Origin of the sequence: Streptomyces sp. NBC_01142, assembly GCF_026341125.1 — a bacterium.
GTDB lineage: Bacteria > Actinomycetota > Actinomycetes > Streptomycetales > Streptomycetaceae > Streptomyces.
In genome coordinates, this window is sequence record NZ_JAPEOR010000001.1 from 1,636,223 (window position 1) to 1,661,199 (window position 24,977).

General features: G+C 70.9%; 22 protein-coding genes and 1 pseudogene. 15 read left to right on the plus strand and 8 right to left on the minus strand.

Annotation, left to right across the window (positions count from 1 at the left end; genetic code table 11):
* Positions 1 to 110 precede the first annotated feature (110 nt).
* The 8 genes from OG883_RS07620 (at position 111) to OG883_RS07655 (ending at position 8,428) form a co-directional block, all read left to right on the plus strand.
* Positions 111 to 2,936, plus strand: a complete 2,826-nt coding sequence (locus tag OG883_RS07620; RefSeq protein ID WP_266536708.1) for a DNA translocase FtsK — start codon at positions 111 to 113, stop codon at positions 2,934 to 2,936.
* Between the two features lie 189 nt (positions 2,937 to 3,125).
* A complete protein-coding gene (locus OG883_RS07625; RefSeq protein ID WP_266536709.1) occupies positions 3,126 to 3,974 on the plus strand; it encodes a helix-turn-helix domain-containing protein in 849 nt (282 codons plus the stop codon).
* Positions 3,975 to 4,079: 105 nt separating this feature from the next.
* Positions 4,080 to 5,546, plus strand: a complete 1,467-nt coding sequence (gene rimO, locus OG883_RS07630) for a 30S ribosomal protein S12 methylthiotransferase RimO (protein ID WP_266536712.1) — start codon at positions 4,080 to 4,082, stop codon at positions 5,544 to 5,546.
* Positions 5,543 to 6,208 (plus strand): CDP-diacylglycerol--glycerol-3-phosphate 3-phosphatidyltransferase, encoded by a 666-nt coding sequence (gene pgsA, locus OG883_RS07635; protein ID WP_266536714.1) that lies wholly within the window; start codon positions 5,543 to 5,545, stop codon positions 6,206 to 6,208. The genes rimO and pgsA overlap by 4 nt, the downstream gene beginning before the upstream one ends.
* Positions 6,205 to 6,714, plus strand: a complete 510-nt coding sequence (locus tag OG883_RS07640; protein ID WP_266536723.1) for a CinA family protein — start codon at positions 6,205 to 6,207, stop codon at positions 6,712 to 6,714. The genes pgsA and OG883_RS07640 overlap by 4 nt, the downstream gene beginning before the upstream one ends.
* Positions 6,715 to 6,823: 109 nt before the next feature.
* Entirely contained in the window at positions 6,824 to 7,207 is a 384-nt protein-coding gene (locus OG883_RS07645; protein WP_266536726.1) for a helix-turn-helix domain-containing protein, read from the plus strand.
* 183 nt (positions 7,208 to 7,390) lie between these two features.
* Positions 7,391 to 7,861 (plus strand): Dps family protein, encoded by a 471-nt coding sequence (locus OG883_RS07650; RefSeq protein ID WP_266536729.1) that lies wholly within the window; start codon positions 7,391 to 7,393, stop codon positions 7,859 to 7,861.
* Between the two features lie 327 nt (positions 7,862 to 8,188).
* Complete coding sequence (locus OG883_RS07655) at positions 8,189 to 8,428, plus strand: hypothetical protein (protein WP_266536731.1); 240 nt, start codon at positions 8,189 to 8,191, stop codon at positions 8,426 to 8,428.
* On the opposite strand, the gene OG883_RS07660 is transcribed toward OG883_RS07655, so the two are convergent.
* The 3 genes from OG883_RS07660 to OG883_RS07670 are packed head-to-tail and all read right to left on the minus strand — an operon-like array spanning position 8,376 to position 14,629.
* Positions 8,376 to 9,140, minus strand: coding sequence for an SDR family NAD(P)-dependent oxidoreductase (locus OG883_RS07660; RefSeq protein ID WP_266536734.1), 765 nt, complete (start codon positions 9,138 to 9,140; stop codon positions 8,376 to 8,378). The two genes, OG883_RS07655 and OG883_RS07660, sit on opposite strands and share 53 nt — an antisense overlap.
* A gap of 32 nt (positions 9,141 to 9,172) precedes the next feature.
* Positions 9,173 to 9,961: an Fpg/Nei family DNA glycosylase gene (locus OG883_RS07665; protein WP_266536736.1), complete on the minus strand. Its 789-nt coding sequence runs from the start codon at positions 9,959 to 9,961 to the stop codon at positions 9,173 to 9,175.
* 42 nt (positions 9,962 to 10,003) lie between these two features.
* Positions 10,004 to 14,629 carry an ATP-dependent helicase gene (locus tag OG883_RS07670; protein WP_266536739.1) on the minus strand — a complete coding sequence of 1,542 codons (4,626 nt, stop codon included), beginning with the start codon at positions 14,627 to 14,629 and terminating at the stop codon, positions 10,004 to 10,006.
* A gap of 91 nt (positions 14,630 to 14,720) precedes the next feature.
* On the opposite strand from OG883_RS07670, the gene OG883_RS07675 reads away from it, so the two are divergent.
* The 3 genes from OG883_RS07675 (at position 14,721) to OG883_RS07685 (ending at position 16,821) form a co-directional block, all read left to right on the plus strand.
* Positions 14,721 to 15,554, plus strand: coding sequence for an AraC family transcriptional regulator (locus OG883_RS07675; protein ID WP_266536742.1), 834 nt, complete (start codon positions 14,721 to 14,723; stop codon positions 15,552 to 15,554).
* A gap of 185 nt (positions 15,555 to 15,739) precedes the next feature.
* Positions 15,740 to 16,516, plus strand: coding sequence for an AzlC family ABC transporter permease (locus tag OG883_RS07680; protein ID WP_266536745.1), 777 nt, complete (start codon positions 15,740 to 15,742; stop codon positions 16,514 to 16,516).
* A complete protein-coding gene (locus OG883_RS07685; RefSeq protein ID WP_266536748.1) occupies positions 16,513 to 16,821 on the plus strand; it encodes an AzlD domain-containing protein in 309 nt (102 codons plus the stop codon). The genes OG883_RS07680 and OG883_RS07685 overlap by 4 nt, the downstream gene beginning before the upstream one ends.
* 57 nt (positions 16,822 to 16,878) lie before the next feature.
* On the opposite strand, the gene OG883_RS07690 is transcribed toward OG883_RS07685, so the two are convergent.
* The gene (locus tag OG883_RS07690) at positions 16,879 to 17,814 is read right to left on the minus strand and encodes a hypothetical protein (RefSeq protein ID WP_266536751.1); all 936 of its coding nucleotides are present in this window, start codon (positions 17,812 to 17,814) and stop codon (positions 16,879 to 16,881) included.
* A gap of 79 nt (positions 17,815 to 17,893) precedes the next feature.
* Between OG883_RS07690 and OG883_RS07695 the strand changes: the two genes are divergently transcribed.
* From OG883_RS07695 to recX, 4 genes and pseudogenes are all read left to right on the plus strand, one after another.
* Entirely contained in the window at positions 17,894 to 18,088 is a 195-nt protein-coding gene (locus tag OG883_RS07695) for a DUF3046 domain-containing protein (RefSeq protein ID WP_266536753.1), read from the plus strand.
* Between the two features lie 284 nt (positions 18,089 to 18,372).
* Positions 18,373 to 19,560 carry an AI-2E family transporter gene (locus OG883_RS07700; RefSeq protein WP_323180922.1) on the plus strand — a complete coding sequence of 396 codons (1,188 nt, stop codon included), beginning with the start codon at positions 18,373 to 18,375 and terminating at the stop codon, positions 19,558 to 19,560.
* A 464-nt stretch (positions 19,561 to 20,024) separates the two neighbouring features.
* The gene (gene recA / locus OG883_RS07705) at positions 20,025 to 21,155 is read left to right on the plus strand and encodes a recombinase RecA (protein ID WP_266536755.1); all 1,131 of its coding nucleotides are present in this window, start codon (positions 20,025 to 20,027) and stop codon (positions 21,153 to 21,155) included.
* A pseudogene (recX, locus tag OG883_RS07710) lies at positions 21,044 to 21,748 on the plus strand (recombination regulator RecX); the annotation flags it as partial. The gene recA and the pseudogene recX, both read left to right, overlap by 112 nt.
* A gap of 318 nt (positions 21,749 to 22,066) precedes the next feature.
* On the opposite strand, the gene OG883_RS07715 reads toward recX, so the two are convergent.
* The 4 genes from OG883_RS07715 to OG883_RS07725 form a co-directional block, all read right to left on the minus strand.
* Positions 22,067 to 22,474: a rhodanese-like domain-containing protein gene (locus OG883_RS07715; protein ID WP_266541337.1), complete on the minus strand. Its 408-nt coding sequence runs from the start codon at positions 22,472 to 22,474 to the stop codon at positions 22,067 to 22,069.
* Complete coding sequence (locus OG883_RS07720) at positions 22,465 to 23,070, minus strand: cysteine dioxygenase (protein WP_266536758.1); 606 nt, start codon at positions 23,068 to 23,070, stop codon at positions 22,465 to 22,467. The genes OG883_RS07715 and OG883_RS07720 overlap by 10 nt, the downstream gene beginning before the upstream one ends.
* A 69-nt stretch (positions 23,071 to 23,139) precedes the next feature.
* Positions 23,140 to 23,226, minus strand: coding sequence for a putative leader peptide (locus OG883_RS46990; RefSeq protein ID WP_311605579.1), 87 nt, complete (start codon positions 23,224 to 23,226; stop codon positions 23,140 to 23,142).
* Between the two features lie 32 nt (positions 23,227 to 23,258).
* A complete protein-coding gene (locus OG883_RS07725; protein WP_266541338.1) occupies positions 23,259 to 24,854 on the minus strand; it encodes an FAD-dependent monooxygenase in 1,596 nt (531 codons plus the stop codon).
* Between the last annotated feature and the right edge of the window lie 123 nt (positions 24,855 to 24,977).

Consider the following 24,977-nt stretch of genomic DNA (forward strand, 5'->3'; position numbering starts at 1 on the left):
GGCGCAGCGCTTGAGGGTGCGTCAGTTTCCTGCCCCTGCCGGGGCGACACGAACGGGTGAAGCAGTGGGCACACGTGTCCCCTGCCGTCAACACCGGTAACCTCACCCCCATGGCCTCACGTACGTCCGGCAAGGGTTCCCAGGGCACGGCGGGCACCGCGAAGCCGCGCGCCGGCCGTACGACCGGCGCTGCGAAGAAGGCGGCGCCCGCCAAGAAGGCCGCCGCGAAGAAGACCGCGCCGCCGAAGAAGGCACCCGCCAGGAAAGCGGCGGCCAAGAAGGCTGCCGCGCCGAAGCCGGCACCGTCCCCCACGGCGGGCGTGTACCGCCTGGCGCGCGCCGTCTGGCTCGGCCTCGCGCACGCCGTGGGAGCGATGTTCCGCGGCATAGGGCGCGGCGCCAAGGGACTCGACCCGGCGCACCGCAAGGACGGACTGGCGCTGCTGCTGCTCGCTCTGGCGCTCGTGGTCGCCGCCGGTACCTGGTCCAATCTGCACGGCCCGGTCGGCGATCTCGTCGAGATGCTGGTGACCGGAGCGTTCGGCCGGCTCGATCTGCTCGCGCCGATCCTGCTGGGCGCCATCGCAGTACGCCTGATCCTCTATCCGGAGAAGCCCGAGGCCAACGGCCGGATCGTCATCGGTCTGTCCGCTCTCGTCATCGGCGTGCTCGGACAGGTCCACATCGCCTGCGGCTCGCCGGGCCGCGGTGAGGGCACCGAGGCGATGCAGGACGCGGGCGGGCTGATCGGCTGGGCCGCATCCAAGCCGCTGATCTTCACCATGGGCGAGGTGCTCGCCGTACCGCTGCTCGTTCTGCTCACCCTCTTCGGTCTGCTCGTCGTCACCGCGACACCTGTCAACGCCATTCCGCAGCGGTTGCGGCTGCTCGGCTCCAAGCTGGGCATCGTCGAGCCGGCGTACGAGCCCGGGGCCGACAGCGAGGCCACGGACGACGACGAGCGGTACGACGAGCACTGGCGCGAGGCGGTGCCCGCCCGCCGCCGTTCGTCCGCGCGCCGGAGCGAGGCACCGGCGGACTACGACCCGGACCACGCCGAGGAGGAGGCGCTCTCCCACCGCAGGCGACCGCGCAGGGCGTCCGTGCAGCCCGCCATGGGCCGTTCGATGGACGCCGTGGATGTGGCCGCAGCCGCGGCCGCCGCGCTCGACGGGGCCGTGCTGAACGGCATGCCGCCCTCGCCGCTCGTCGCGGATCTCACCCGTGATGTCACCGCGGAACGGGAGCGGGCCACCGCCACCCCCGTACCGGGCGCGCGCGAGCCCGAGACGCCGCAGGCCCCCGAGCGCGAGGCCGGGCCGAAGGCGTCCCAGGGTGAGGCCGCGAAGGCGTCCGAGCGCCGGGCCGGGCACAAGGCGTCCGTACCGGATCTGACCAAGCCCGCCCGTGACGAGTCCCAGCCCCTGCCGCCGCGTGCCGAGCAGTTGCAGCTCCGCGGGGACATCACCTACTCCCTGCCCTCCCTCGACCTGCTGGAGCGGGGCGGTCCCGGCAAGACCCGCAGCGCCGCCAACGACGCGATCGTCGCCTCGCTCAGCAATGTCTTCATGGAGTTCAAGGTCGACGCGGCCGTCACCGGCTTCACCCGTGGACCGACGGTCACCCGGTACGAGGTGGAGCTGGGGCCGGCCGTGAAGGTCGAGCGGATCACCGCGCTCACCAAGAACATCGCGTACGCCGTCGCAAGCCCGGATGTACGGATCATCTCCCCGATCCCCGGCAAGTCCGCGGTCGGCATCGAGATCCCCAACACGGACCGCGAGATGGTCAACCTCGGTGACGTGCTGCGCCTCGCCGACGCCGCCGAGGACGACCACCCGATGCTGGTCGCACTCGGCAAGGACGTCGAGGGCGGCTACGTGATGTCCAACCTCGCGAAAATGCCGCACATGCTGGTCGCGGGCGCGACCGGCTCAGGAAAGTCGTCCTGCATCAACTGCCTGATCACCTCGGTGATGGTCCGGGCGACCCCGGAGGACGTACGGATGGTGCTCGTCGACCCCAAGAGGGTCGAGCTCACCGCCTACGAGGGCATTCCGCACCTGATCACGCCGATCATCACCAACCCCAAGCGGGCCGCCGAGGCGTTGCAGTGGGTCGTGCGGGAGATGGATCTGCGCTACGACGACCTCGCGGCGTACGGATACCGCCATATCGACGACTTCAACCAGGCCATCCGAAGCGGAAAGGTCAAGCCGCCCGAGGGGAGCGAGCGCGAGCTCACCCCGTATCCGTATCTACTGGTGATCGTCGACGAGCTCGCGGACCTGATGATGGTCGCGCCGCGTGACGTCGAGGACGCCATCGTCCGTATCACCCAGCTGGCCCGCGCCGCCGGTATCCATCTGGTACTGGCCACCCAGCGGCCCTCGGTCGATGTCGTCACCGGGCTGATCAAGGCGAATGTGCCCTCGCGACTCGCCTTCGCGACCTCCTCGCTCGCCGACAGCCGGGTCATCCTCGACCAGCCGGGCGCGGAGAAGCTGATCGGCAAGGGCGACGGGCTCTACCTCCCGATGGGTGCCAACAAACCCACCCGTATGCAGGGCGCCTTCGTGACCGAGGATGAAGTCGCGGCGGTGGTCCAGCACTGCAAGGATCAGATGGCGCCGGTCTTCCGCGAGGACGTGGTGGTCGGGACGAAGCAGAAGAAGGACGTCGACGAGGACATCGGCGATGACCTCGATCTGCTCTGTCAGGCCGCTGAGCTGGTCGTTTCCACCCAATTCGGTTCGACATCGATGCTCCAGCGGAAGCTGCGCGTCGGTTTCGCGAAGGCCGGGCGGCTCATGGATCTCATGGAGTCGCGGAACATCGTCGGTCCGAGCGAAGGCTCCAAGGCCCGTGACGTTCTGGTGAAACCTGATGAATTGGATGGAGTGCTCGCCGTGATCCGGGGGGAGTCTCACTCTTAAGGGTTTGACGGGCAACCGTTTCCCTTGGTCGTACGTCAAGTTGGAGGGAGGGACAGACAGATGTCCCACCATCAGGACGTCCGGCCATTCTGATGGCGTACAAACACCCTCCGCCCGGTTGCCCCACCCTTTCGTACCACCCATAGACTGAACCTCCAGCAGGTGGTTACACGCTCGAAAGGCGCCCCCGTGTCCATCGGCAACTCTCCCGAAGACGACCGGCCTTCCATCGAAGACAACCAGCTTTCGATCGAAGACGACCGGCCTTCGATCGGTCGTGCGCTCCAGCAGGCCCGCATCGATGCAGGACTGACCATTGACGAGGTCAGCTCCTCCACCCGGGTGCGCGTCCCCATCGTGCACGCCATCGAAGAGGACGACTTCTCGCGCTGCGGCGGCGACGTCTATGCCCGCGGGCATATCCGCACGCTCGCCCGTGCCGTAGGCATCGATCCCGATCCCCTCGTCGCGCAGTACGACGCCGATCACGGCGGACGCCCTTCGCCGACGCCCGCCGCGCCGCTCTTCGAGGCGGAACGCATCCGTCCCGAACCGCGCCGGCCCAACTGGACCGCCGCCATGGTCGCGGCGATCGTCGCCGTGGTCGGCTTCGTCGGCTTCACCCTCTTCAACGGCAGTGAGGACGGCAGCAAAGGCAGCAAGGTGGCGGACGGTCCGGCGCCCGAGCAGAAGCCCAGCCCGACGAAGTCGCCCGCCAGTAAGCCCGCCGATCCCAAGCCCGACCCCTCGGACAGCGCCATCGCGGCGGTTCCGAAGGACAAGGTGACGGTGAAGCTCTCCGTCCTGGACGACAAGAGCTGGATCTCCGCCAAGTCCCACAACGGCAGGCTGCTCTTCGACGGCACCCTGCTCAAGGGCGAGTCCAAGACCTTCCAGGACGACGAGCGGGTCGACCTCATCCTCGGCAATGCCGGGGCGATCGAGCTGTTCGTGAACGGCAAGAGGGTCGATGAGGAGTTCGAGACCGGCCAGGTCGAGCGGCTGTCGTACACCAAGGGCGACCCCGAGGTCGGCTAGCCCACAGGGCCCACAGCAGGCCCCACGACCGGGCCCAGGAGCACAGTCCGGGGCCGGGAACCCTCGCGGCAGGGGTGTGGGCCAGGACAAAGTAGTCTTGAGCCCATGCCCGAACGCCGTACCGTCGCCCTTGTCACTCTTGGCTGCGCCCGTAACGAGGTGGACTCGGAGGAGCTCGCAGGCCGCTTGGCAGCGGACGGCTGGGAGCTCGTCGAGGAAGCCGCCGACGCGGATGTCGCAGTCGTCAACACCTGTGGGTTTGTCGAAGCCGCCAAGAAGGACTCCGTCGACGCCCTGCTCGAAGCCAACGATCTCAAGGACCACGGCAGAACCCAGGCCGTGGTCGCTGTCGGCTGCATGGCCGAGCGGTACGGCAAGGAACTGGCCGAGGCCCTGCCCGAGGCCGACGGCGTGCTCGGCTTCGACGACTACTCCGACATCTCCGACCGCCTGCAGACCATTCTGAACGGCGGCATCCACGCCTCCCACACCCCGCGCGACCGGCGCAAGCTGCTGCCGCTGAGCCCTGTCGAGCGCCAGGACGCCACCGACGTGGCCCTGCCCGGCCACGGAGATGTCGCGCCGGCTCCCGAGGACCTGCCGGAGGGCGTCGCTCCCGTGTCCGGGCCGCGGGCGCCCCTGCGGCGTCGGCTGGGGACCAGCCCCGTGGCCTCGGTGAAGCTCGCCTCCGGCTGCGACCGCCGCTGTTCCTTCTGCGCCATCCCGTCCTTCCGCGGCTCCTTCATCTCGCGCCGGCCGAGCGATGTGCTCGGCGAGACGCGCTGGCTCGCCGAGCAGGGCGTGAAGGAGGTCATGCTGGTCTCCGAGAACAACACCTCGTACGGCAAGGACCTCGGCGACATCCGCCTGCTCGAGACCCTGCTGCCGGAGCTCGCGGACGTCGACGGCATCGAGCGGGTACGGGTCAGCTATCTGCAGCCCGCCGAGATGCGGCCGGGGCTGATCGACGTCCTGACGTCGACGCCGAAGATCGCTCCGTACTTCGACCTCTCCTTCCAGCACTCCGCGCCGGGTGTGCTGCGCGCGATGCGGCGCTTCGGTGACACCGAGCGGTTCCTCGAGCTGCTGGGGACGATCCGCGGCAAGGCCCCGCAGGCGGGTGTGCGGTCCAACTTCATCGTCGGCTTCCCCGGCGAGAGCGAGGCGGACTTCGCCGAGCTGGAAGGCTTCCTCACCGAGGCGCGCCTGGATGCCATCGGCGTCTTCGGGTACTCCGACGAGGACGGCACCGAGGCCGTCTCCTACGACGGCAAGCTGGACGCCGACGAGATCGCGGAGCGGCTCGAGCACCTCTCGAGGCTCGCGGAGGAGCTGACGGCGCAGCGCGCCGAGGAGCGGCTCGGCGAGAGCCTCGAGGTGCTGGTCGAGTCCGTGGACGGCGAGGACGGTGCGGTGGGCCGCGCGGCGCACCAGGCGCCCGAGACCGACGGACAGGTGGTCTTCACCACGAGCCGGGGGCTTGTCCCCGGTCGTATGGTCGAGGCAAAGGTCGTGGGTACGGAAGGCGTCGACCTGGTGGCCGAGTGTCTGGATGAGGAGGCGGGCAGATGACCGGAGTGCCGGCATCCGCGGCGGGCGGCACCGGTAGGCCGGCGCCCGGCGGCAAGCTGGGCGCTGCGGCGGTCAATCAGGCCAGCCTGTGGAACATCGCCAACATCCTGACCATGGTGCGGCTGGTGCTCGTGCCGGCCTTCGTCATGCTGATGCTGCAGGACGGCGGCTACGACCCGGCCTGGCGGGCCTGGGCGTGGGCGGCGTTCGCCGTCGCCATGATCACCGACATCTTCGACGGCCATCTGGCGCGTACGTACAACCTGGTCACCGACTTCGGGAAGATCGCCGACCCGATCGCCGACAAGGCGATCATGGCGGCGGGACTGATCTGTCTGTCGGCGCTCGGGGACCTGCCGTGGTGGGTGACCGGCGTCATTCTCTTCCGTGAGCTCGGGATCACGCTGATGCGGTTCTGGGTGATCCGGCACGGGGTGATTCCGGCCAGCCGCGGCGGCAAGATGAAGACGCTCGTGCAGGGTACGGCGGTCGGGATGTACGTCCTCGCGCTGACCGGGCCGCTGGCCACTCTGCGCTTCTGGGTGATGGCTCTGGCTGTCGTGCTGACCGTGCTCACCGGCCTCGACTATGTGCGGCAGGCGATTGTGCTGAGGCGCAAGGGGCTTGCCGACGAGCGGGCGGCGGAGGGAAACGGGCGGTGAAAACCGCGGCCCGGGTGCTGGCGCTGCTTGCGGAGCGTGGCGAGACGCTTGCCGTCGCGGAATCGCTCACCGGCGGTCTGGTGGCCGCGGAGCTCACTTCCGTACCTGGCGCGTCAGAGTCCTTCCGTGGCTCCGTCACGGCGTACGCAACTCATCTGAAGAGGGACATCCTGGGGGTCGACGGGACCCTGCTGGCGGAGCGCGGCGCAGTGGACCCCGAGGTCGCCCAGCAGATGGCGGCCGGGGTACGGGGAGTGCTGGGGGCCACCTGGGGGATCGCGACCACGGGTGTCGCGGGGCCGGAGCCGCAGGACGGACAGCCGGTCGGAACGGTCTTCGTGGCCGTCGCCGGGCCGGACGGCCAAGGGAAAGTGGCCGCTTTGAGATTGAACGGTGGCCGGGCGGAAATCCGTAGAGAGAGTGTACGGAGCGTGCTCGAGCTGCTCTCCGGCGAACTGCACGAAAATGCGCGGACACAGGATACGGAACGGAACGGGGGGACTTGATGTTTGCAGCCCTGAGTGAACACGACATCGCTCCCCGCACGGCCGCGGCGCGAGGCGGTACGGTGGGGCGTGAAGGATGCGGCTACGCGGTCCGAGGAGGGAGCCACCGATGATTCTGCTCCGTCGCCTGTTGGGTGACGTGCTGCGTCGGCAGCGCCAGCGCCAGGGCCGTACTCTGCGCGAAGTCTCCTCGTCCGCCCGAGTATCACTCGGCTATCTCTCCGAGGTGGAACGGGGGCAGAAGGAGGCTTCCTCCGAACTGCTCTCCGCGATCTGCGACGCGCTTGACGTACGGATGTCCGAGCTCATGCGTGAAGTGAGCGACGAGCTGTCGTTGGCCGAGCTGGCCGAGTCGGCAGCGGCGAGTGAGACGGTGCCCGCGCCAGTACGCCCGATGCTCAACTCCGTCTCCGTGACGTCGGTGGCGGGTGTACCGACGGAGCGGGTGACGATCAAGGCGCCTGCGGAGGCGGTCGACGTCGTCGCCGCCTGATCCGTACGGTTCTGCACGACTCTGCATGACTCTGCGCGATTGGTGTGCAGCTGAGCCCCGGTCGGCCCCTTGTGGTCGGCCGGGGCTTTCGCTTGTCCGGAACTCCAGATACGCGGATGCCCGAAATGGTGGGGTTGTGTCATGGTGGACGGACGGTAGCCGCGAACCGATGGGAGGACATGGATGTCTGTCGTGAAGAGCCCTCTGTCCGAGGCGGATCTCACGTCGGTCGGCGATGCGCTGCGGGGCGCCCTCGTGGACTTGGTGGATCTCTCGCTGGTCGCGAAGCAGGTCCACTGGAATGTGGTCGGACCACGCTTCCGGTCCGTGCACCTGCAGCTCGACGAGGTTGTCGACTCGGCGCGGCGGCACTCCGACACGGTGGCGGAGCGGGCGTCGGCGATCGGTGTGGCACCGGACGGGCGGGCCGCGACGGTGGCGGCGCAGAGCGCGATCGGCGCGGTGCCGGAGGGGTGGATCAAGGACGTGGACGCCGTGCAGACCCTCGTGGACGCGCTCGGCGCGGTGATCGGGCGGATGCGGGAGCGGATCGGGGTGACCGGGGATCCGGACCCGGTGACCCAGGACGTGCTGATCGGGCTCACTGCGGACCTGGAGAAGCATGCGTGGATGTTCCAGGCGGAGAGCGCGTAGGCGCGGCGGCGGTTTGAGGCGGGCGCAACCGCGGCGGCGGTTCGGAGAGGGTGAAGGTCCCCGGCCAGGTGGTCAGGGACCTTCGCTGTGCCGCGGGCGGTCCGCTGGGCGTCGGTGGTCCGGCCCGGCATCGGTGGTCCGGATCTGCCTGGTCCGGCTCGGCCTGGGGCGGTGGTCCGGCTCGGCATCGGGGGCCCGGTCTGCGGGAACCGGATTCTCGTCGCACCCTGGGACGTGAGGGTCGCGCTTCTGTGCGCCGGCTCTGCAACCCGCGCGCCCTCCCATCGGGTGATCGTGCCGGGCTAGCGTGGGCCGGAGGAGGTAGCCATGGCAGCACGCGGGGTCGCCCTCGTGCCGGTGGCCGCTCTCGGGCTCGTGGCGGGCGGGCTGTGGTGGTGGGCCGTGCTCCGGCTGGCACTCGTGCCGGATCAGGCGGGCCTGGTCGAGGGTGCGGTGGCTGCAGGCGGGTGGGGGCTGAGTCTGCTGCCGGTACATGTGACCGCTTCCCGCGGAGTCACCAGGGCATCACGACGCCGCCGTTCGGGCGGAGGATCTGCCCCGTTGTGAAGGCGGACGCGTCGGACACCAGATGAAGCACTGTGTGGGCGACGTCCTCGGGCTCGCCGACGCGGCGGAGCGGTGACATCCGGACCAGCGCGGCCTCGGCCTGCTGCTGGAGTTCGGCGTCGTGGCGATCGGTCATGGGGGTGCGGATCCAGCCGGGGGCGACGGCATTGACACGGATGGAGTGTGGTCCGAGCTCGGTCGCCAGGGTCTTGGTGAGCTGGACCACCGCCGCCTTGGCCGCGCTGTAGCAGAGCAGCCCGGCGCCGGCGGTGTCGACGGCGCCGGAGGCCATCGTGACGATGGAACCCGGGGTGCCGGCGGCGATCATGGCCCGTGCAGACTCCTGGCAGGCGTACAGAACCCCCTTGAAGTTGACCGCGAGGACGCGGTCGAGATCCTCGTCCCTCGTCTCGAGGACTGAGCTGGTGTGCATGATGCCGGCGACGGCTGCCATGACATCGAGCCGGTCGGTGGTGTCGATGGCGGCCTTGAGCTGGGCCCGGTCGGTGACATCGAGGGTGTGGATGTGCGCGGTGCCGCCCGCCTCGGTGATCAGGGTGCGGGTCTCGTGCAGGCCCTTCTCGTCGACGTCGGCGCAGTGGACGGTGGCTCCCGCCTCGGCGAGCAGGACGGCGGAGGCACGGCCTATGCCGCTGCCCGCGCCGGTGAGGAACGCGGTTCGGCCGGTGAGGTCGTACGCCTTCAGGGGCATGCGGGGACGGTACGACTGGATCTGACGGACCGTCAACCAGTGGGCCCGGATTGACATCTGGGGCACCAGTAGGAGATACGGTCCTGCTGTTCTGCTCTGCGGACGGGGGTGCCGCAGCGGGGGCAGGGGTGTCCCTCGCGGCCATAGACATGCAGGCGTTGGCCGGGGCGGGAGGTGCGGGTGGTGCGGCGATCGAGGCGGTCCTTGTTCACCTCCAGCAGACGGTGCGCCGTGGCGACCAGCCGCTCGGGGACGCCGGCAGGCAGCTCGCCGACGGGGAGCCAGGGGGTGACCCGGGCCAGGAAGGCGAGCTCCGACTTGTAGACATTGCCGATGCCCGCGAGATTGCGCTGGTCGAGGAGGGCCTCACCCAAAGGGCGGGCGGGATCGGCCAGCAGATTGGCGAGCGCGGTGTCCGGGTTCCAGTCGGGGCCCAGCAGGTCCGGGCCGAGATGGCCCACCGCCTGGTCCTCGTCTGCGGTGCGCAGCAGCTCCAGGACGGGGAGGCGGTAGCCGACGGCGGTGTGGGCGGCGGTGCCGAGGATCGCGCGGATCTGGTGGGCGGGGCCGCCGCGCCAGCGCTCGCCGGGGCCGTACACCTGCCAGGAGCCGTCCATACGCAGATGGGAGTGGAGGGTGAGGCCGCCCTCGATGCGGGCGAGGAGATGCTTGCCGCGTGGGGTGACGTCCAGGACGGTCCGGCCGGTGAGATCGGCGGTGGCGAAGCGCGGGACGCGCAGGTCGGACCGGGTCAGGGTGTCCCCGGCGAGGGCGGTGTGCAGGCGCCGGGCGGTCTGCCAGACGGTGTCTCCTTCGGGCATGGCATCCATCATGCGGGACGCGGCGGTCGGCTGTGGCCGGGGTCAGGGGCGCAGGCGCAGCCCCCTGGGGGTGGCGTGGAAGCCCGCGGTCTCCAGGACCCGGGCCAGGGGGGAGGTCAGGGCCGCTGTGCCGTTGGCGCGCTCCACCGTGACCGTGCCCAGGGTGCCCGCGCGGGCAGCGGCCGCCAGGGCCTCGGCCGCCGCGTGGAGGGCGGGCGCGTCCGGGTCGGCCGGCCAGGCGAGCAGCGTCTTGCCGCCGCGCTCCATGTACAGGGTGAGCTCGCCGTCGACGAGGACGACCAGAGAGCCCGCCTTGCGGCCGGGTTTGTGGCCTGCGTCGGTGGGGGGCTCGGGCCAGGGCAGGGCCGCCCCGTAGGCGTTGGCCGGGTCGGCGGCGGCCAGCACCACGGCGCGCGGCGACGCCTGCCCGTCGCTACGGTCCCGGGCGGTGGCCGCCGCCCGGAGGCGGTCCACCGCGCCGTCCATCGCGAACTGCGCCGCGCCCAGCCCCTCCACCACATAGCCGCGGCGCGCCTGCCCGCTGTCCTCGAAGGCCGAGAGGATCCGGTACGTCGCGGAGAAGCCGCCCTCCACACCCTCGGCCGCCACCGCCCCCCGGGTCACCACGCCATGGCGGTCGAGGAGGGTGCGGGCGAGAGCGTGTGCCCGGTGGGTCGGGTCGGGCTCGGCGGCCGGGAGCAGCGACCAGCGGCCGGAGACCGTCGGCGGGCCCGTACGGGAAGCGGGACGGGCGGCCGCCGTGAGGCTGCCGTAGCGGCCGCGCGGAACGGTGCGCTTGGCGCGGTGGGCCGTGGAGCCGGCGGTGCGGCCCGATCCGAGCAGTGAACGGAGAGGCGCCAGAGTGTCATTGGTGAGCCGGCCGGACCAGGCCAGATCCCACAGGGCGTCGGCCAGTTGGGGATCGGTGGCGTCGGGATGGGTGGTGGCCCGGACCTGGTCGGTGATCTGGCGGAAGAACAGGCCGTAGCCGGGGGAGAGGGCGCCGAGGATCGACTCGTGAAGTGCGGAGAGCTCCAGGGGGTGAGGTGGTGGGAGCAGCAGCGGGGCGGCGTCGGTGAGATAGAGGGAGATCCAGCCGTCCTTGCCGGGGAGTGAGCCGGCTCCGGCCCACACGACCTCGCCCGTCGTGGTGAGTTCGTCGAGCAGGGCGGGAGCGTATCCGAGGACGCGGGACGGGAGGATCAGCTTCTCGAGGGCCGAGGCGGGGACCGCGGCTCCCTGCAACTGCTCCACTGCGCGCGCCAGTCCGTCGATGCCGCGCAGGCTGTTGCTGCCCAGGTGCTGCCACTGGGGGAGGAAGGTGGCGAGCGCCGCGGGCGGGACCGGCTCCAGCTCATGGCGGAGGGCAGCCAGCGAGCGGCGGCGCAGCCGGCGCAGCACGGTCGCGTCGCACCACTCCTGGCCGATGCCGGAGGGATGGAACTCGCCCTGCACCACTCGCCCGTTCGCCGCGAGCCGGTGCAGGGCGCCGTCGGTGACGGCCGCGCCCAGGCCGAAGCGGGCCGCGGCCTCGGTCGAAGTGAACGGGCCGTGCGTACGCGCGAACCGGGCGAGGAGATCGCCGAGCGGGTCCTTGACCGGCTCGGTGAACGCTTCGGGGACGCCCACCGGGAGCGCGGTGCCCAGCGCGTCGCGCAGCCGGCCCGCGTCCTCGATCGCCACCCAGTGGTCGGCGCCCGCGATCCGTACACGAATGGCCCGGCGCGCGGCGGCCAGCTCTCTGGGCCACTGCGGGTCACCGCCGCGCTCGGTCAACTCGGTGTCGGTGAGCGGGCCGAGGATCCGCAGCAGGTCGGCGACGCCCTCCGCGTCCTTGATCCGGCGGTCCTCGGTGAGCCACTGCAGCTCCCGCTCCAGCTCGGTGAGGACATCGGCGTCGAGCAGCTCGCGCAGCTCGGCCTGGCCGAGCAGCTCGGCGAGCAGCCGGGAATCCAGGGAGAGAGCGGCGGCGCGCCGCTCGGCGAGCGGCGAGTCCCCCTCGTACAGGAACTGGGCCACATACCCGAACAGGAGCGAGCGGGCGAAGGGGGAGGGCTCGGGGGTGGTGACCTCGACCAGCCGGACCCGGCGGGACTCGATGTCGCCCATGAGCTCCGTGAGACCGGGGACGTCGAACACATCCTGCAGGCACTCACGGACCGCTTCGAGGACGATCGGGAAGGAGCCGAACTCGCTTGCCACCTGAAGGAGTTGAGCAGCGCGCTGACGCTGCTGCCAGAGAGGCGTGCGCTTTCCGGGGCTGCGCCGAGGCAGCAGCAGCGCACGCGCGGCGCACTCACGGAACCGGGAGGCGAACAGCGCGGAGCCGCCCACCTGGTCGGTGACGATCTGTTGGATCTCGCCCTTGTCGAAGACGGCGTCCGCGGCGCCGACCGGGGCCTGCTCGCTGTCGAACGCCGAATCGAGGTGGACGGGATCCTGGTCGAGGAGATCCAGGCCCATCAGGTCCGCGTCGGGCAGCCGCAGCACAATGCCGTCGTCGGCATGCATGACCTGTGCGTCCATGCCGTACCGCTCGGCGAGGCGGGCCCCCAGCGCCAGCGCCCAGGGGGCGTGTACCTGAGCGCCGAAAGGAGAGTGGATCACCACCCGCCAGTCGCCCAACTCGTCACGGAATCGCTCGACCAGGATCGTCCGGTCGTCGGGGACATGGCCGCAGGCACGGCGCTGCTCGTCGAGATAGGCGAGGACATTTTCGGCGGCCCAGGCGTCCAGACCGGCGGCGAGCAGGCGCAGCCGGGCATCCTCGGCGGACAGGGCGCCGACCTCGCGCAGGAACGCGCCCACCGCGCGGCCCAGTTCCAGGGGGCGGCCCAGCTGGTCGCCCTTCCAGAACGGCAGCCGGCCGGGCACCCCTGGGGCGGGGGTGACCAGCACCCGGTCGCGGGTGATGCCCTCGATCCGCCAGGACGTGGTGCCCAGGGTGAAGACATCGCCCACCCGGGACTCGTACACCATCTCCTCGTCCAGCTCGCCGACCCGGCCGCCGCCCTTCTTGGGGTCGGTACCGACGAGGAATACGCCGAAGAGGCCGCGGTCGGGGATGGTGCCGCCGGAGGTGACGGCAAGGCGCTGCGCACCCGGCCGGCCCGTGACCGTACCCGCGACGCGGTCCCACACCACGCGCGGGCGCAGCTCGGCGAAGGCATCGGAGGGATAGCGCCCGGCGAGCATGTCCAGGACGGCGGTGAACGCCGACTCGGGAAGCGAGGCGAAGGGCGCGGCCCGGCGGGCCAGGGCCAGCAGGTCGTCGACCTGCCAGGTGTCCAGGGCGACCATCGCGACCAGCTGCTGGGCCAGCACATCCAGCGGATTCGACGGGATGCGGAGCGCCTCGATGGAGCCGGAGCGCATTCGCTCGGTGACCACGGCCGACTGCACCAGGTCGCCCCGGTACTTGGGGAAGACGACGCCTGTGGAGACCGCGCCCACCTGGTGTCCGGCGCGGCCGACCCGCTGCAGGCCGGAGGCGACGGACGGCGGCGACTCGACCTGGACTACCAGGTCCACCGCGCCCATGTCGATACCCAGCTCCAGGCTGGACGTGGCGACGACGGCGGGCAGCCGGCCCGCCTTCAGATCCTCCTCGACCAGGGCCCGTTGCTCCTTGGAGACCGAGCCGTGATGCGCGCGGGCGAGGAGAGCCGGGGCTCCCCGGGCGGCCCCGGACTGCGCCATGATCTCGGCCGGTGGCGCCCCTTCGGGCATCGCCTCGCCCGTGGCCCGTTCGTACGCGATCTCATTGAGGCGATTGCACAGCCGCTCGGCGAGACGGCGGGAGTTGGCGAAGACGATCGTCGAACGGTGTGCCTGGACAAGATCGGCGATCTTCTCCTCGACATGCGGCCAGATGGACGGCCTCTCCCCGCTGTCGGAGGAGGATTCGGAGGCGGGGGAGCCGCCGAGCTCGCCCAGATCCTCGACCGGTACGACCACCGAGAGGTCGAACTCCTTGTCGGAGGGCGGCTGGACGATCTCGACCTTGCGCTGCGGCGACAGATAGCGGGCCACCTCGTCCACCGGCCGCACCGTCGCGGACAGGCCGATCCGGCGGGCCGGGCGCGGCAGCAGCTCGTCGAGCCGCTCCAGCGATACGGCGAGATGGGCGCCCCTCTTCGTACCCGCGACGGCGTGCACCTCGTCGAGGATCACCGTCTCGATGCCCGACAGTGCTTCTCGCGCCGAGGAGGTGAGCATCAGGAACAGCGACTCGGGCGTGGTGATCAGGATGTCCGGCGGCTTGATGACCAGCGACCGCCGCTCGGCGGGCGGGGTGTCGCCCGAGCGGATTCCGACCCGCACCTCCGGCTCCGGCAGCCCGAGCCGCACCGACTCCTGTCGGATCCCGGTGAGCGGGCTGCGCAGATTGCGCTCCACATCGACCGCGAGGGCCTTGAGCGGCGACACATACAGCACGCGGCAGCGCATCCGGGTGTCCGCGGGCGGGGGTGTGGAAGCCAGCCGGTCCAGGGCGGCGAGGAAGGCGGCCAGGGTCTTGCCGGAGCCCGTCGGGGCCACGACCAGCACGTCCGAGCCTTCCCCGATGGCCTGCCAGGCTCCCTCCTGCGCGGCGGTGGGCGCGCTGAATGCCCCCGTGAACCACGAGCGGGTCGCGGGGGAGAAGGAGTCGAGTGCAGTCCTGGCCATGTCCCCCATCGTGCACCGCACCACTGACAATCGACTGTCCAGGTCATGGACGCGCAGGTCAGCGGCGGGGTGGCCGGAGCACAATGGCTGCATGGGGAGTCTGACGCAGCACGAATGGGCGAGGCACTGGCAGCCGGAGGAGCTGCCGGGCCTCGATCTGCTGCGCGCCCGCTATGTCCGGCACACCTTCCCCCGCCACAGCCACGAAGGCTTCACGCTCGGCGCGGTCAGCGGTGGGCTCGAGGACGTGAGCCTGCCGGACGGCATTGTCCGGGCGGGCCCCGGCACCGTCGTCATGATCAACCCCGAGGTGCCGCACTCCGCCCGTGCCGGCGTCCCCGAAGGCTGGACGTACTCCACCCTCTACCCCTCCGTGGAGCTCGTCTCCGACATCGCCGGGGACGTGACCACACTCCGCGGCACCCCCGGATTCACCGAGACGATCGTCCGGGATCCGCAGACCGCCGAGCTGATCCGCGGGGTGCACAGGGCGGCGGAGGAAGGCAACGCGCTCGCCGCCGACAGCGTGCTGCGTCTCGCCGTCGCGCGGCTGCTGGGCCGTTACGGCAGCGCGCTGCCTTCCCGGGCAACCGCGGCCTCCGGCGCCCGCTCAGCCGCCCTCGCCAAGCAGCTTCTCGAGGAGCGGATGGAGGAGCCGCCCTCCCTGGAACGGCTGGCGAAGGAGCTCGGTACCAGCCCCTTCGCGCTGATGCGCGCGTTCAAGGCGGCATACGGCATGCCGCCGCACACCTGGCTCACCGACGCGCGCGTGCGCCGCGCCCGCCATCTGCTGGACGCCGGTACAGCGCCCGCCGAGGCGGCCGTCGCCGTCGGCTTCACCGACCAGCCGCATCTGAACCGGCACTTCACCAGGATCGTCGGCGTCCCGCCGGGCGCCTACCGCAAGGAGCGCGCGAGAACATGAGCGCGAGAACGTAAGCCCGCACGCAAGGACGTGGACGAGCGGGCCAGAGGTGAGCGAGCGGACCGGAAGCGAACGGGCATGCAGGAAGCGAACGAGCGGGCCAGATGTGAACGGGTGCGCAAGCGTGAACGGGTGCGCAAGAACGTACAAGACCGCCGATCAGGGTCCCCCGTAACGTCCGGGACGTGCCAGAACAGACAGCTCTCCCAGAGACTCCCCCAGAGATACGCGGCATCCCGGGGCCCGTAGCGCCGTCCAAGCCGGACTCGGCGGTCGTCCGCGACGCACTCGGCGTCGGCATCGCCGTCGGCCTTTCCGGCTTCGCCTTCGGCGTGACCTCCGCGGGAGCGGGCCTCAGCCTGCTCCAGACCTGCGCGCTCAGCCTGCTGGTCTTCACCGGCGCCTCGCAGTTCGCGCTGGTCGGCGCGATCGCGGCCGGAGGAAACCCGCTCGCCGCGGCCGCGGGCGCCTTCTTCCTCGGCGTACGCAACGCCTTCTACGGGCTCCGCCTGTCGCAGCTGCTCGCCCTGCCCCGCTTCGTGCGCCCCCTCGCCGCGCACTGGGTCATCGACGAGACCACGGCCGTCGCGCTTGCCCAGCCGACGCGGCGCAGCGTACGTCTCGGCTTCACCGTGACCGGCCTGACGCTGTACGTGCTGTGGAACCTCACCACGCTCCTCGGGGCGCTCGGCGCCGAAGCACTCGGTGACACCGACGCGTGGGGGCTGGACGCGGCGGGTCCCGCGGTCTTCCTCGCGCTGCTCGCGCCCATGCTGCGTACGACGACCGAGCGGGCGACCGCCGGGCTCGCGGTCGTCCTCGGGCTCGCGTTCCTGCCGGTGCTCCCCGCCGGCGTACCGGTACTGGTCGCGGCGCTGGCCGCGCCCGCCGTCCTCTGGTTCAAGGGCCGCGGGATCGGCGACCGCAACAAGGCCGACATCACGAAGGGCGAGGACCGTTGAGTATCTGGATCGCGATCGCGGCGACCGCCGTCGGCTGCTACCTCGTCAAACTGATCGGTCTGCTCGTGCCGGCGAACGCCCTCGAGCGTCCTGTCGTCCAGCGGCTGGCGGCGCTGCTGCCCGTGGCGCTGCTTGCCGCGCTCACCGCGCAGCAGACGTTCAGTACGAACAGCTCGCTGGCCCTCGACGCACGGGCCGCGGGGCTGGCAGCGGCAGCGCTCGCGCTGGTCCTGCGCGCTCCCTTCCTGGTGGTCATCGGGGCGGCGGTGGCGGTCACCGCGGGCGTGCGGGCGCTCGGCGGCTGACCGCTGATCGCTGACCGCCGGCGGCAGGAGAGGGAGCCGGGGAGGGGCCCGGTCGCGTCAGCCGATGGCGCGGCCGTGGGCCCGCAGCGTACGCAGCGCCTCGATCGTCCTGATCGGCCGTGCCTCCAGGGCGGTCCCGGGAGCCCACTCGCGCCAGCGGATGGGCCAGCCGCCGTCCTCCCCCTGCTCGCCGGCGAGTTGTTCCAGTGAACGGTCCATCTCCTCGTCCGTGAACCAGCGACGGCCGAGCGACTGCGGCGTACGGGCGTAGTCGTACGGGAAGTGATGCTCGCCCGGCGCATAGCCGGCGGCGACCGGATACTCGTCCAGCCTCTCCGGATCCAGTACTGCCATGCGCTGCTCCCGCACCAGCCTGCCCAGCCGGTCCGCCGCGGCCTCCGCACGCGAACGGTCCGGGGCCCCGTCCAGGAAGGCGACCGCGGCCTGGATCTCGTACGGATGCGACTTCTCGATCGTGTCGATGGCGGCCCAGCAGAAGTCCGTGGCCCGAAACAGCCATGCGTGCCACACCTGATTGCGATGCAGCAGCCCCACCACCGGGCCGGTCGCGAGCAGCTCGCTCGGCGGGTCGTCGACGATCGGGATGAAGGGCGCGGCCGGATAGCCGCGCTGGGACGGGTGGATCGCGGGCAGCGCACCGTCGTGCGTCGACACGTCCGTGAGATAGCGGCACATCCGCTCCACGCGCAGCCCGCCGCAGCGGCCGATGGAGTCGAGGATGCGCAGAGCGTGCGCGGTGTGCAGCGGCTGGCTGACGGGGCCGCGCAGGTCGGGTTCGAGGGCATGGCCGTAGCCGCCGTCCTCGTTGAGATACGCGGCCAGGGCGGTCTCGACGGCGTCCGAACCGCCGCCCAGGAAGTGGTACGCGAACCGCCGCTGTTCCAGCACCCGGGCCGTCAGCCAGATGAAGTGCTCGGCGCGGGCGAGAGGAAACGCGAATCGGGTCGCGGGGGTTGCTCCGGTTCCAGCCATGTTCCGACCGTAGGGCGGAAAGGGCTTTCGGCAAGCAGGACGGACAGGGCTGCACCCTCAGGGGCGGGATACTGGCGTCATGCGGTTGACGATTTTCTGGGAGCGGATGGCGGATCACTTCGGTGAGGGGTACGCCGACTCATTCGCGCGCGACCACGTGATGGCCGAACTCGGGGGTCGCACGGTGCATGAGGCGCTGGCCGCAGGCTGGGAGGCGAAGGACGTGTGGCGCGGGGTGTGTGCCGCGGTCGGGGTCCCTGCGGACAAGCGATGAAACGGGGAGACGGGTGAGCCGGTGAGACACGGGCCGGTCGATCAGCACCGGGACCCGTAGGCGACACTGGCCCCGTGGCCCCGACCGACAAGACCGCCCAGGACGCGAGCACGCAGGACACATCCGCCCAGGACACCTCTGCCCGGGACGCGTCCGAGCAGGACACATCCGCGCAGGATGCGGCCTCGCAGGATGCGACGAAGCAGGGTACGACCCCGCCGGGCACGACCCCGCCGACCGTGCCGCCTCCCGCAGCCGAGGCCGGGGTGGGGGGACCCGGCCGTATGCCCCGCTGGCTGCCGCGCGCCATGGTGCTCGCGCTGGCGCTCTACGCCTGCTTCCAGCTCGGCAGCTGGGTCTTCCACCAGCTCATCGGGCTGCTGATCAATATCCTGATCGCATTCTTCCTGGCGCTGGCCATAGAGCCGGCGGTCGGCCGGATGGCGGCGCGCGGTATGCGCCGCGGCCTCGCCACCTTCCTGGTCTTCTTCGCGGTACTCATCGCGAGCGTCGGCTTCGTCGTCCTGCTCGGCTCGATGCTGGCGGGCCAGATCGTCGACATGGTCGAGGACTTCCCCCAGTACCTCGACTCCGTGATCCGCTGGATCAACGAGACCTTCCACACCGAGCTCTCCCGGGTGGAGGTCCAGGACAGCCTGCTGCGTTCGGACTGGCTGCGGAAGTATGTCCAGAACAGTGCCAGCGGCGTGCTGGACATCTCCGCCACTGTGCTCGGCGGACTGTTCAAGCTGCTGATGATCTTCCTGTTCTCGTTCTACTTCGCGGCCGACGGGCCCCGGCTGCGCCGCGCGCTCTGCTCCGTACTGCCGCTGGCCAAGCAGACCGAGGTGCTGCGCGCCTGGGAGATCGCGGTCGACAAGACCGGCGGCTATCTCTACTCGCGCGGTCTGATGGCGCTGATCTCCGGCGTCGCCCACTACATCCTCCTGGAGATCCTGGGGGTGCCGTACGCCCCGGCGCTCGCGGTCTGGGTCGGCCTGGTCTCGCAGTTCATCCCGACCATCGGCACCTACCTGGCGGGCGCACTGCCTATGCTGATCGCGTTCACCGTCAACCCCTGGTACGCCCTGTGGGTGCTCGGCTTCGTCGTGATCTACCAGCAGTTCGAGAACTATGTGCTGCAGCCCAAGCTCACCGCCAAGACCGTCGACATCCACCCGGCGGTGGCCTTCGGCTCGGTGGTCGCGGGCACGGCGCTGCTGGGGGCGGTGGGTGCGCTGATCGCGATCCCGGCGATCGCGACGCTCCAGGCGTTCCTCGGTGCGTATGTGAAGCGGTACGACGTGACGGACGACCCGCGCGTCCACAGCCACAGCCGGCACGGCGCCCGGGCACTCGCGAGGGGGCTGCAGGCGCTGCGCAAGGGGCGTAATGCCCCGGCAGGCGGCGAGACCGGGCCGGACGACACGCACGACACGGACGACACGGCAGGGACCGACGGCCGCTCCTGAGCCGCCAGGTCGACGACACCTCCCTCTCCCTCGCCGTGCTCCGGCCACCGGTCTGACGGGACTCGGCGAAGGGCCCGGCCGATGAGCGTGCGGGACAGCGGCTCGCTCTACTGCCGCATCGGCACCGGCGTTCAGCCGACCACGACGGCAGTGACCACGATCGCGCCGCGGGGGCGTCGGCCGCATGCGAGGAAAGCGCGGACAGCCCTCCAGACGGCCGCCTCGGATGCGGGAGTGGAGGACCATGGCAGAAGGACGCCCCGCAGACGACGGTGATTGCGGCCCTGAGGGACGCGCCGGGTGGTGTGCTTGACACCAAAATCGAACATCCGTTCTTATGGGATTCCGGCCCTCGGTTTCCGAGAGTTATCCACAGGCTGGCAGGACGTCGGAGCCCATTGTCAGTGGCAGGGGTTAGCGTCTTTCACGTGAAGCGATCGACTCAAGCAAATCGGGTGGAACCCATGGCAGGAACCGACCGCGAGAAGGCGCTCGACGCCGCGCTCGCACAGATTGAACGGCAATTCGGCAAGGGCGCGGTGATGCGCCTGGGCGAGCGGCCGAACGAGCCCATCGAGGTCATCCCTACCGGGTCGACCGCGCTCGACGTCGCGCTCGGCGTCGGCGGCCTGCCGCGCGGCCGTGTGGTGGAGGTGTACGGACCGGAGTCCTCCGGCAAGACGACCCTCACGCTGCACGCCGTGGCGAATGCACAGAAGCTCGGCGGCTCGGTGGCCTTCATCGACGCCGAGCACGCCCTCGACCCTGAGTATGCGAAGAAGCTCGGGGTCGACATCGACAACCTGATCCTGTCCCAGCCGGACAACGGCGAGCAGGCGCTCGAGATCGTCGACATGCTCGTCCGCTCCGGCGCCCTCGACCTGATCGTCATCGACTCCGTCGCCGCCCTGGTGCCGCGAGCGGAGATCGAGGGCGAGATGGGCGACTCGCACGTCGGTCTGCAGGCGCGGCTGATGAGCCAGGCGCTCCGGAAGATCACGAGTGCGCTGAACCAGTCCAAGACCACAGCCATCTTCATCAACCAGCTCCGCGAGAAGATCGGCGTGATGTTCGGCTCGCCGGAGACCACGACCGGTGGCCGTGCGCTGAAGTTCTACGCCTCGGTGCGGCTCGACATCCGCCGTATCGAGACCCTGAAGGACGGCACCGACGCGGTCGGCAACCGCACCCGCGTCAAGGTCGTCAAGAACAAGGTCGCGCCGCCCTTCAAGCAGGCCGAGTTCGACATCCTCTACGGCCAGGGCATCAGCCGAGAGGGCGGCCTGATCGACATGGGCGTGGAGAACGGCTTCGTGCGCAAGGCAGGCGCCTGGTACACCTACGAGGGCGACCAACTGGGCCAGGGCAAGGAGAACGCCCGTAACTTCCTGAAGGACAACCCCGATCTCGCCAATGAGATCGAGAAGAAGATCTTGGAGAAGCTGGGCGTCGGCGTGAAGCCGGAGGCCGCCCTGGCGCCCGAGCCGGGAGTGGACGCGGCCGGTGCGGCGGCCTCGGCCGAGGATGCGGCCAAGTCGGTGCCCGCGCCCGCCTCCAAGGCCAAGTCGGCCAAGTCCGCGGCGGCCAAGAGCTAGCCGGTACCGTGCCTTTTTCCCAGAAGAGGCGAACCGAATGGCCGGGCGACAGCGCCGACTCGTCGAGGGCCGAGAAGGAGCTGTCGCCCCCGGATCCGGCCGAGCGGGCGCGGGCGATCTGCCTGCGCCTGCTCACCGGGACCCCACGGACCCGCAAGCAGCTTGCGGACGCGCTGCACAAACGCGAGATTCCCTCGGAGGTGGCAGAGGAGGTCCTTTCCCGTTTCGAGGATGTGGGCCTGATCAACGACGCGGCCTTCGCGGACGCATGGGTGGAGTCCCGGCACCACGGCCGGGGCCTCGCACGGCGCGCTCTCGCACGGGAACTGCGTACCAAGGGCGTGGACTCCGCCCTGATCGACGAGGCGGTCGGGCAGCTCGACTCCGATCAGGAAGAGGAGACCGCGCGCGAGCTGGTCGCACGCAAGCTCCGCTCCACCCGCGGCCTCGACCGCGACCGCCGACTGCGCCGCCTCGCCGGCATGCTCGCCCGCAAGGGCTACCCCGAGGGCATGGCGCTGCGGGTGGTCAAGCGTGCACTGGAGGAAGAGGGCGAAGACACGGAGGACCTCGACGAGGGCGGCGGCTTCTAGCGGGGGCGGGGCGGGGGAGTGGCCCGAGGTCGGCCGACTACGGGCTGAACCAGATGACTTGAGGGCGGGTGAGTGTCCTCGGGAAGACCGCCCTCCCGGGCCGCACGGCGCTCCGAGGGCCACACGGCGGAGGCGGCTGCGCCAAACGGAGACAGTCGCCTGCGCGTGAGCCACGGAGCCGGGCGTGCGCCCCGCCCCTCGTCCTGGGGCCGAGGCGCCACCGCATCCCCGCCACCGCATCCCCGTTGCCGCGGGCGGCGGTCCCGGCAGTCCCGGCAGTCCCGGGGTGCTACTCGGGCAGGGGGCCGGGGGCCGGGGCTACGCCGGCTCGGGCGGCGCCGACACCGGCAGTCCCGCGGCCTTCCACGCCTGGAAGCCACCGACGAGGTCGGTCGCGCGGTGCAGTCCCAACTGGCGCAGGGACACGGCCGCGAGAGACGACGCGTACCCCTCGTTGCAGATCACCACGACCCGCAGATCGTGACCGACCGCCTCGGGCGCGCGGTGGCTGCCCTGCGGGTCGAGACGCCACTCGAGCTCATTGCGCTCCACGACCAGCGCATCGGGAATCAGGCCGTCCCGTTCGCGCAGGGCCGCATACCGGATGTCCACCAGGAGCGCGCCGTCCGCCGCCGCATCGAAGGCCTCCTTCGGCTCGACGCGGTCGAGGTCCTCGCGCACCCGTTCCAGAAGTGCGTCGATCCCGGTCGGCTCGCTCACTGCCAGTCCTCCGGACGCTCGACCTGCTCAAGACGGAGCACCGCGCCGCTGCGGCTGAAGCGCCTCATCAGCGGCAGCGGCGGATAGTAGGCATGCACCGAGACGACGTGCTCGGCGACCGACTCGTTCAGCACCTCGTGCACATGGTGCTTCCCGAAGGCGCGCCCCTGACCCGGCCCCAGCTGCCGCTCGCGATCGACGCCGTCCTTCAGCTCCAGGGTCTTCCATCCGCTCGCGGGGAGCCGCACGGAGAGGGAGTTCTCCTTCAGCTCGCCGGAAGCCGTGGCGAACGCGCCGTGCGACTCGGCGTGGTCGTGCCAGCCGGTGCCCGTGCCGGGCGGCCAGCCGATCAGCCAGGCCTCACTGCCGGCCGGGCCTTCGAGGCGTACCCAGGTACGGCCCTCGGGGTCGAGCGGGAGCGAGGCGATGAGCTCGGTGTCGGCGGCCGTTTGCCGGACGAAGTCGAGCAGCTCGGCGGCGGTCGGCGGCGCCGGCGCTTCCGTCTGCTCAGGGGTGACCAGGGCAACAGGGGCAGCCTGGGCAACAGGGACTGAGGGAGCCGCTGAGGCACCAGTGACAGGGATGGAGGCAGGCTGGGACACGGAAACCGTCCTGGACGTTCGCTGGAAGGCGCGTGGGCACATCGGGCCACAGCGCGAGGAAAGGCGAATTCAGCAGGACGGGCGACACACGCAGCCCGCATAGCGGACGAGGTCCATATGGACCCTCCGCCACAGGCGCACATCGGTGTCGGTCACGCTCCGGAGTACACCATGCGGACCCCCGAGGGTCAATTGATGTCCGCAGTGCGGTCACTGCGTACCGCGGAGGGGGCGCCACCGCGCGCCGCGTCCGCCGCCGAGTACAGCTCAGCGGGCCGCACCCCCGCGAACGACGCGACAAGGTGCCCGTCCGGCCGCACCAGCAGCACGGTGTGCGCCGACGCTCCCGGATAGCTCTCGGTCACCAGCAGCTCGGCCCGTACCGGCAGTGCGGTGACGGCCGCCGCCAGCCGGGGCATCACACCCGCACTCACCCAGTGCCGCCGGTCCCACACCCCCGTCCCCGGCGCGACCAGCACCACCAGCAGCTGTCCCCGTCCCATGCGGTCCCGCAGCCGTGCACTGGTCCCGTCGGGTGCGGTCACCCACACATCCGCGACCGGCGCGCCCGCCGCCGTGCCGACGAGTGTCTGCGACGGGGCGTACTCGGGTGCGAGGGGGGAGTGCGTGTATGCGGGGGGCGCGCCGAGCGGACCGTGCCCCAGATGCCCGTCGGTCAGCAGGGCGTCGTGCCCGCGCGCGGCGCCCGGGAGGTAGGTACGCAGTGCGCTGCTGCCGCGCAGTATCGGCAGCGACTGGTCGGCGGCGCGCAGCCGAGCGGCGACCGCGGCACGCCGCTCCGCCTGATAGCTGTCGAGCAGCGGCTCGGACGGCCCGTGGTGCCAGACCTGCGCCAGCTTCCACGCCAGGTTGTCGGTGTCCCGCAGTCCCTCGTCGAGCCCCTGGGTGCCGAGCGCGCCGAGCAGATGGGCCGCATCACCCGCGAGGAAGGCCCGGTCCACGCGCCAGCGCCGGGCGAGCCGGTGGTGCAGGGTGTAGACGCCGGTGTCGAGGAGGTCGTACGGAGGTGTCTCGCCGCACCAGCCGGCCAGGGTGTCCCGTACCCGCGCCACCAGGGCGTCGGGGGTGACCAGCTCACCGCGGGGCGGCAACAGCCAGTCCAGCCGCCACACGCCGTCCGGCAGAGGGCGGGCCGTCACCTCGTCGCCGCCCGTGCGCCAGGGCGGCTGACGGTGCAGCAATGCCTCGTCGGGCCAGGGGAGTTCGGTACGCAGGGCGGCCACGGCATGCCGTTCGACGGCCGTACGTCCCGGGAACCGGATGCCGAGGAGTTTGCGGACCGTCGACCGCGCGCCGTCGCAGCCGACCAGATGACTTCCGCGCCACCAGGTCGGCTTGGGCCCGCGAGTGTGCACGCTGATCCCGCTTGCGTCCTGCTCCAGCGAGTCGAGGCGGCTGTCGGTGACAACCCGGACCAGTTGCTGCCTGCCGACGGCCTCCCGCAGTCCGCGGGCAAGAGCGTGCTGAGGGATGTGCAACGGCGCGGGAGCACTGTCGTCGCCGAGGGCGAGCTGCCGTACGTCCTGCCTGCGCCGCATCGAGCGCCAGCCTGCCCAGCGGGCCCCTTCGTCACGGACAGTGGCGCAGTCGAGCCGTTCCACCAGCGCCGCCGTGTCGGGCCGCAGCACGACGGTGCGGGCGGGGCGCACCTCGTCCTTGCCGCCGCCTTCGTCGAGCAGGACGGAGGGGACGCCCTGCGCCGCAAGGGTGAGGGAGAGAGCGAGACCGACCGGCCCCGCGCCGACGACGATCACCGGGTCCACGTCGTGACTCCTCATGCCCATGGGGTCGTGCGGGAGGGTGGGGACGGTCGGGAAGGTGCGGTGGGAGGCCGGTGCGCGATCACAGAACGTATGCAACCCACTGCGGTTGCTTGCGTCAAGTGA

Excerpts from the sequence above, each read along its gene's own strand:
- OG883_RS07620 (WP_266536708.1), top strand. The coding sequence starts at position 111 with ATGGCCTCACGTACGTCCGGCAAGGGTTCCCAGGGCACGGCGGGCACC.
- rimO (WP_266536712.1), top strand. The coding sequence starts at position 4,080 with ATGCCCGAACGCCGTACCGTCGCCCTTGTCACTCTTGGCTGCGCCCGT.
- pgsA (WP_266536714.1), top strand. The coding sequence starts at position 5,543 with ATGACCGGAGTGCCGGCATCCGCGGCGGGCGGCACCGGTAGGCCGGCG.
- OG883_RS07645 (WP_266536726.1), top strand. The coding sequence starts at position 6,824 with ATGATTCTGCTCCGTCGCCTGTTGGGTGACGTGCTGCGTCGGCAGCGC.
- OG883_RS07650 (WP_266536729.1), top strand. The coding sequence starts at position 7,391 with ATGTCTGTCGTGAAGAGCCCTCTGTCCGAGGCGGATCTCACGTCGGTC.
- OG883_RS07655 (WP_266536731.1), top strand. The coding sequence starts at position 8,189 with ATGGCAGCACGCGGGGTCGCCCTCGTGCCGGTGGCCGCTCTCGGGCTC.
- OG883_RS07660 (WP_266536734.1), bottom strand. The coding sequence starts at position 9,140 with ATGCCCCTGAAGGCGTACGACCTCACCGGCCGAACCGCGTTCCTCACC.
- OG883_RS07665 (WP_266536736.1), bottom strand. The coding sequence starts at position 9,961 with ATGCCCGAAGGAGACACCGTCTGGCAGACCGCCCGGCGCCTGCACACC.
- OG883_RS07670 (WP_266536739.1), bottom strand. The coding sequence starts at position 14,629 with ATGGCCAGGACTGCACTCGACTCCTTCTCCCCCGCGACCCGCTCGTGG.
- OG883_RS07675 (WP_266536742.1), top strand. The coding sequence starts at position 14,721 with ATGGGGAGTCTGACGCAGCACGAATGGGCGAGGCACTGGCAGCCGGAG.
- OG883_RS07690 (WP_266536751.1), bottom strand. The coding sequence starts at position 17,814 with ATGGCTGGAACCGGAGCAACCCCCGCGACCCGATTCGCGTTTCCTCTC.
- OG883_RS07695 (WP_266536753.1), top strand. The coding sequence starts at position 17,894 with ATGCGGTTGACGATTTTCTGGGAGCGGATGGCGGATCACTTCGGTGAG.
- OG883_RS07700 (WP_323180922.1), top strand. The coding sequence starts at position 18,373 with ATGCCCCGCTGGCTGCCGCGCGCCATGGTGCTCGCGCTGGCGCTCTAC.
- recA (WP_266536755.1), top strand. The coding sequence starts at position 20,025 with ATGGCAGGAACCGACCGCGAGAAGGCGCTCGACGCCGCGCTCGCACAG.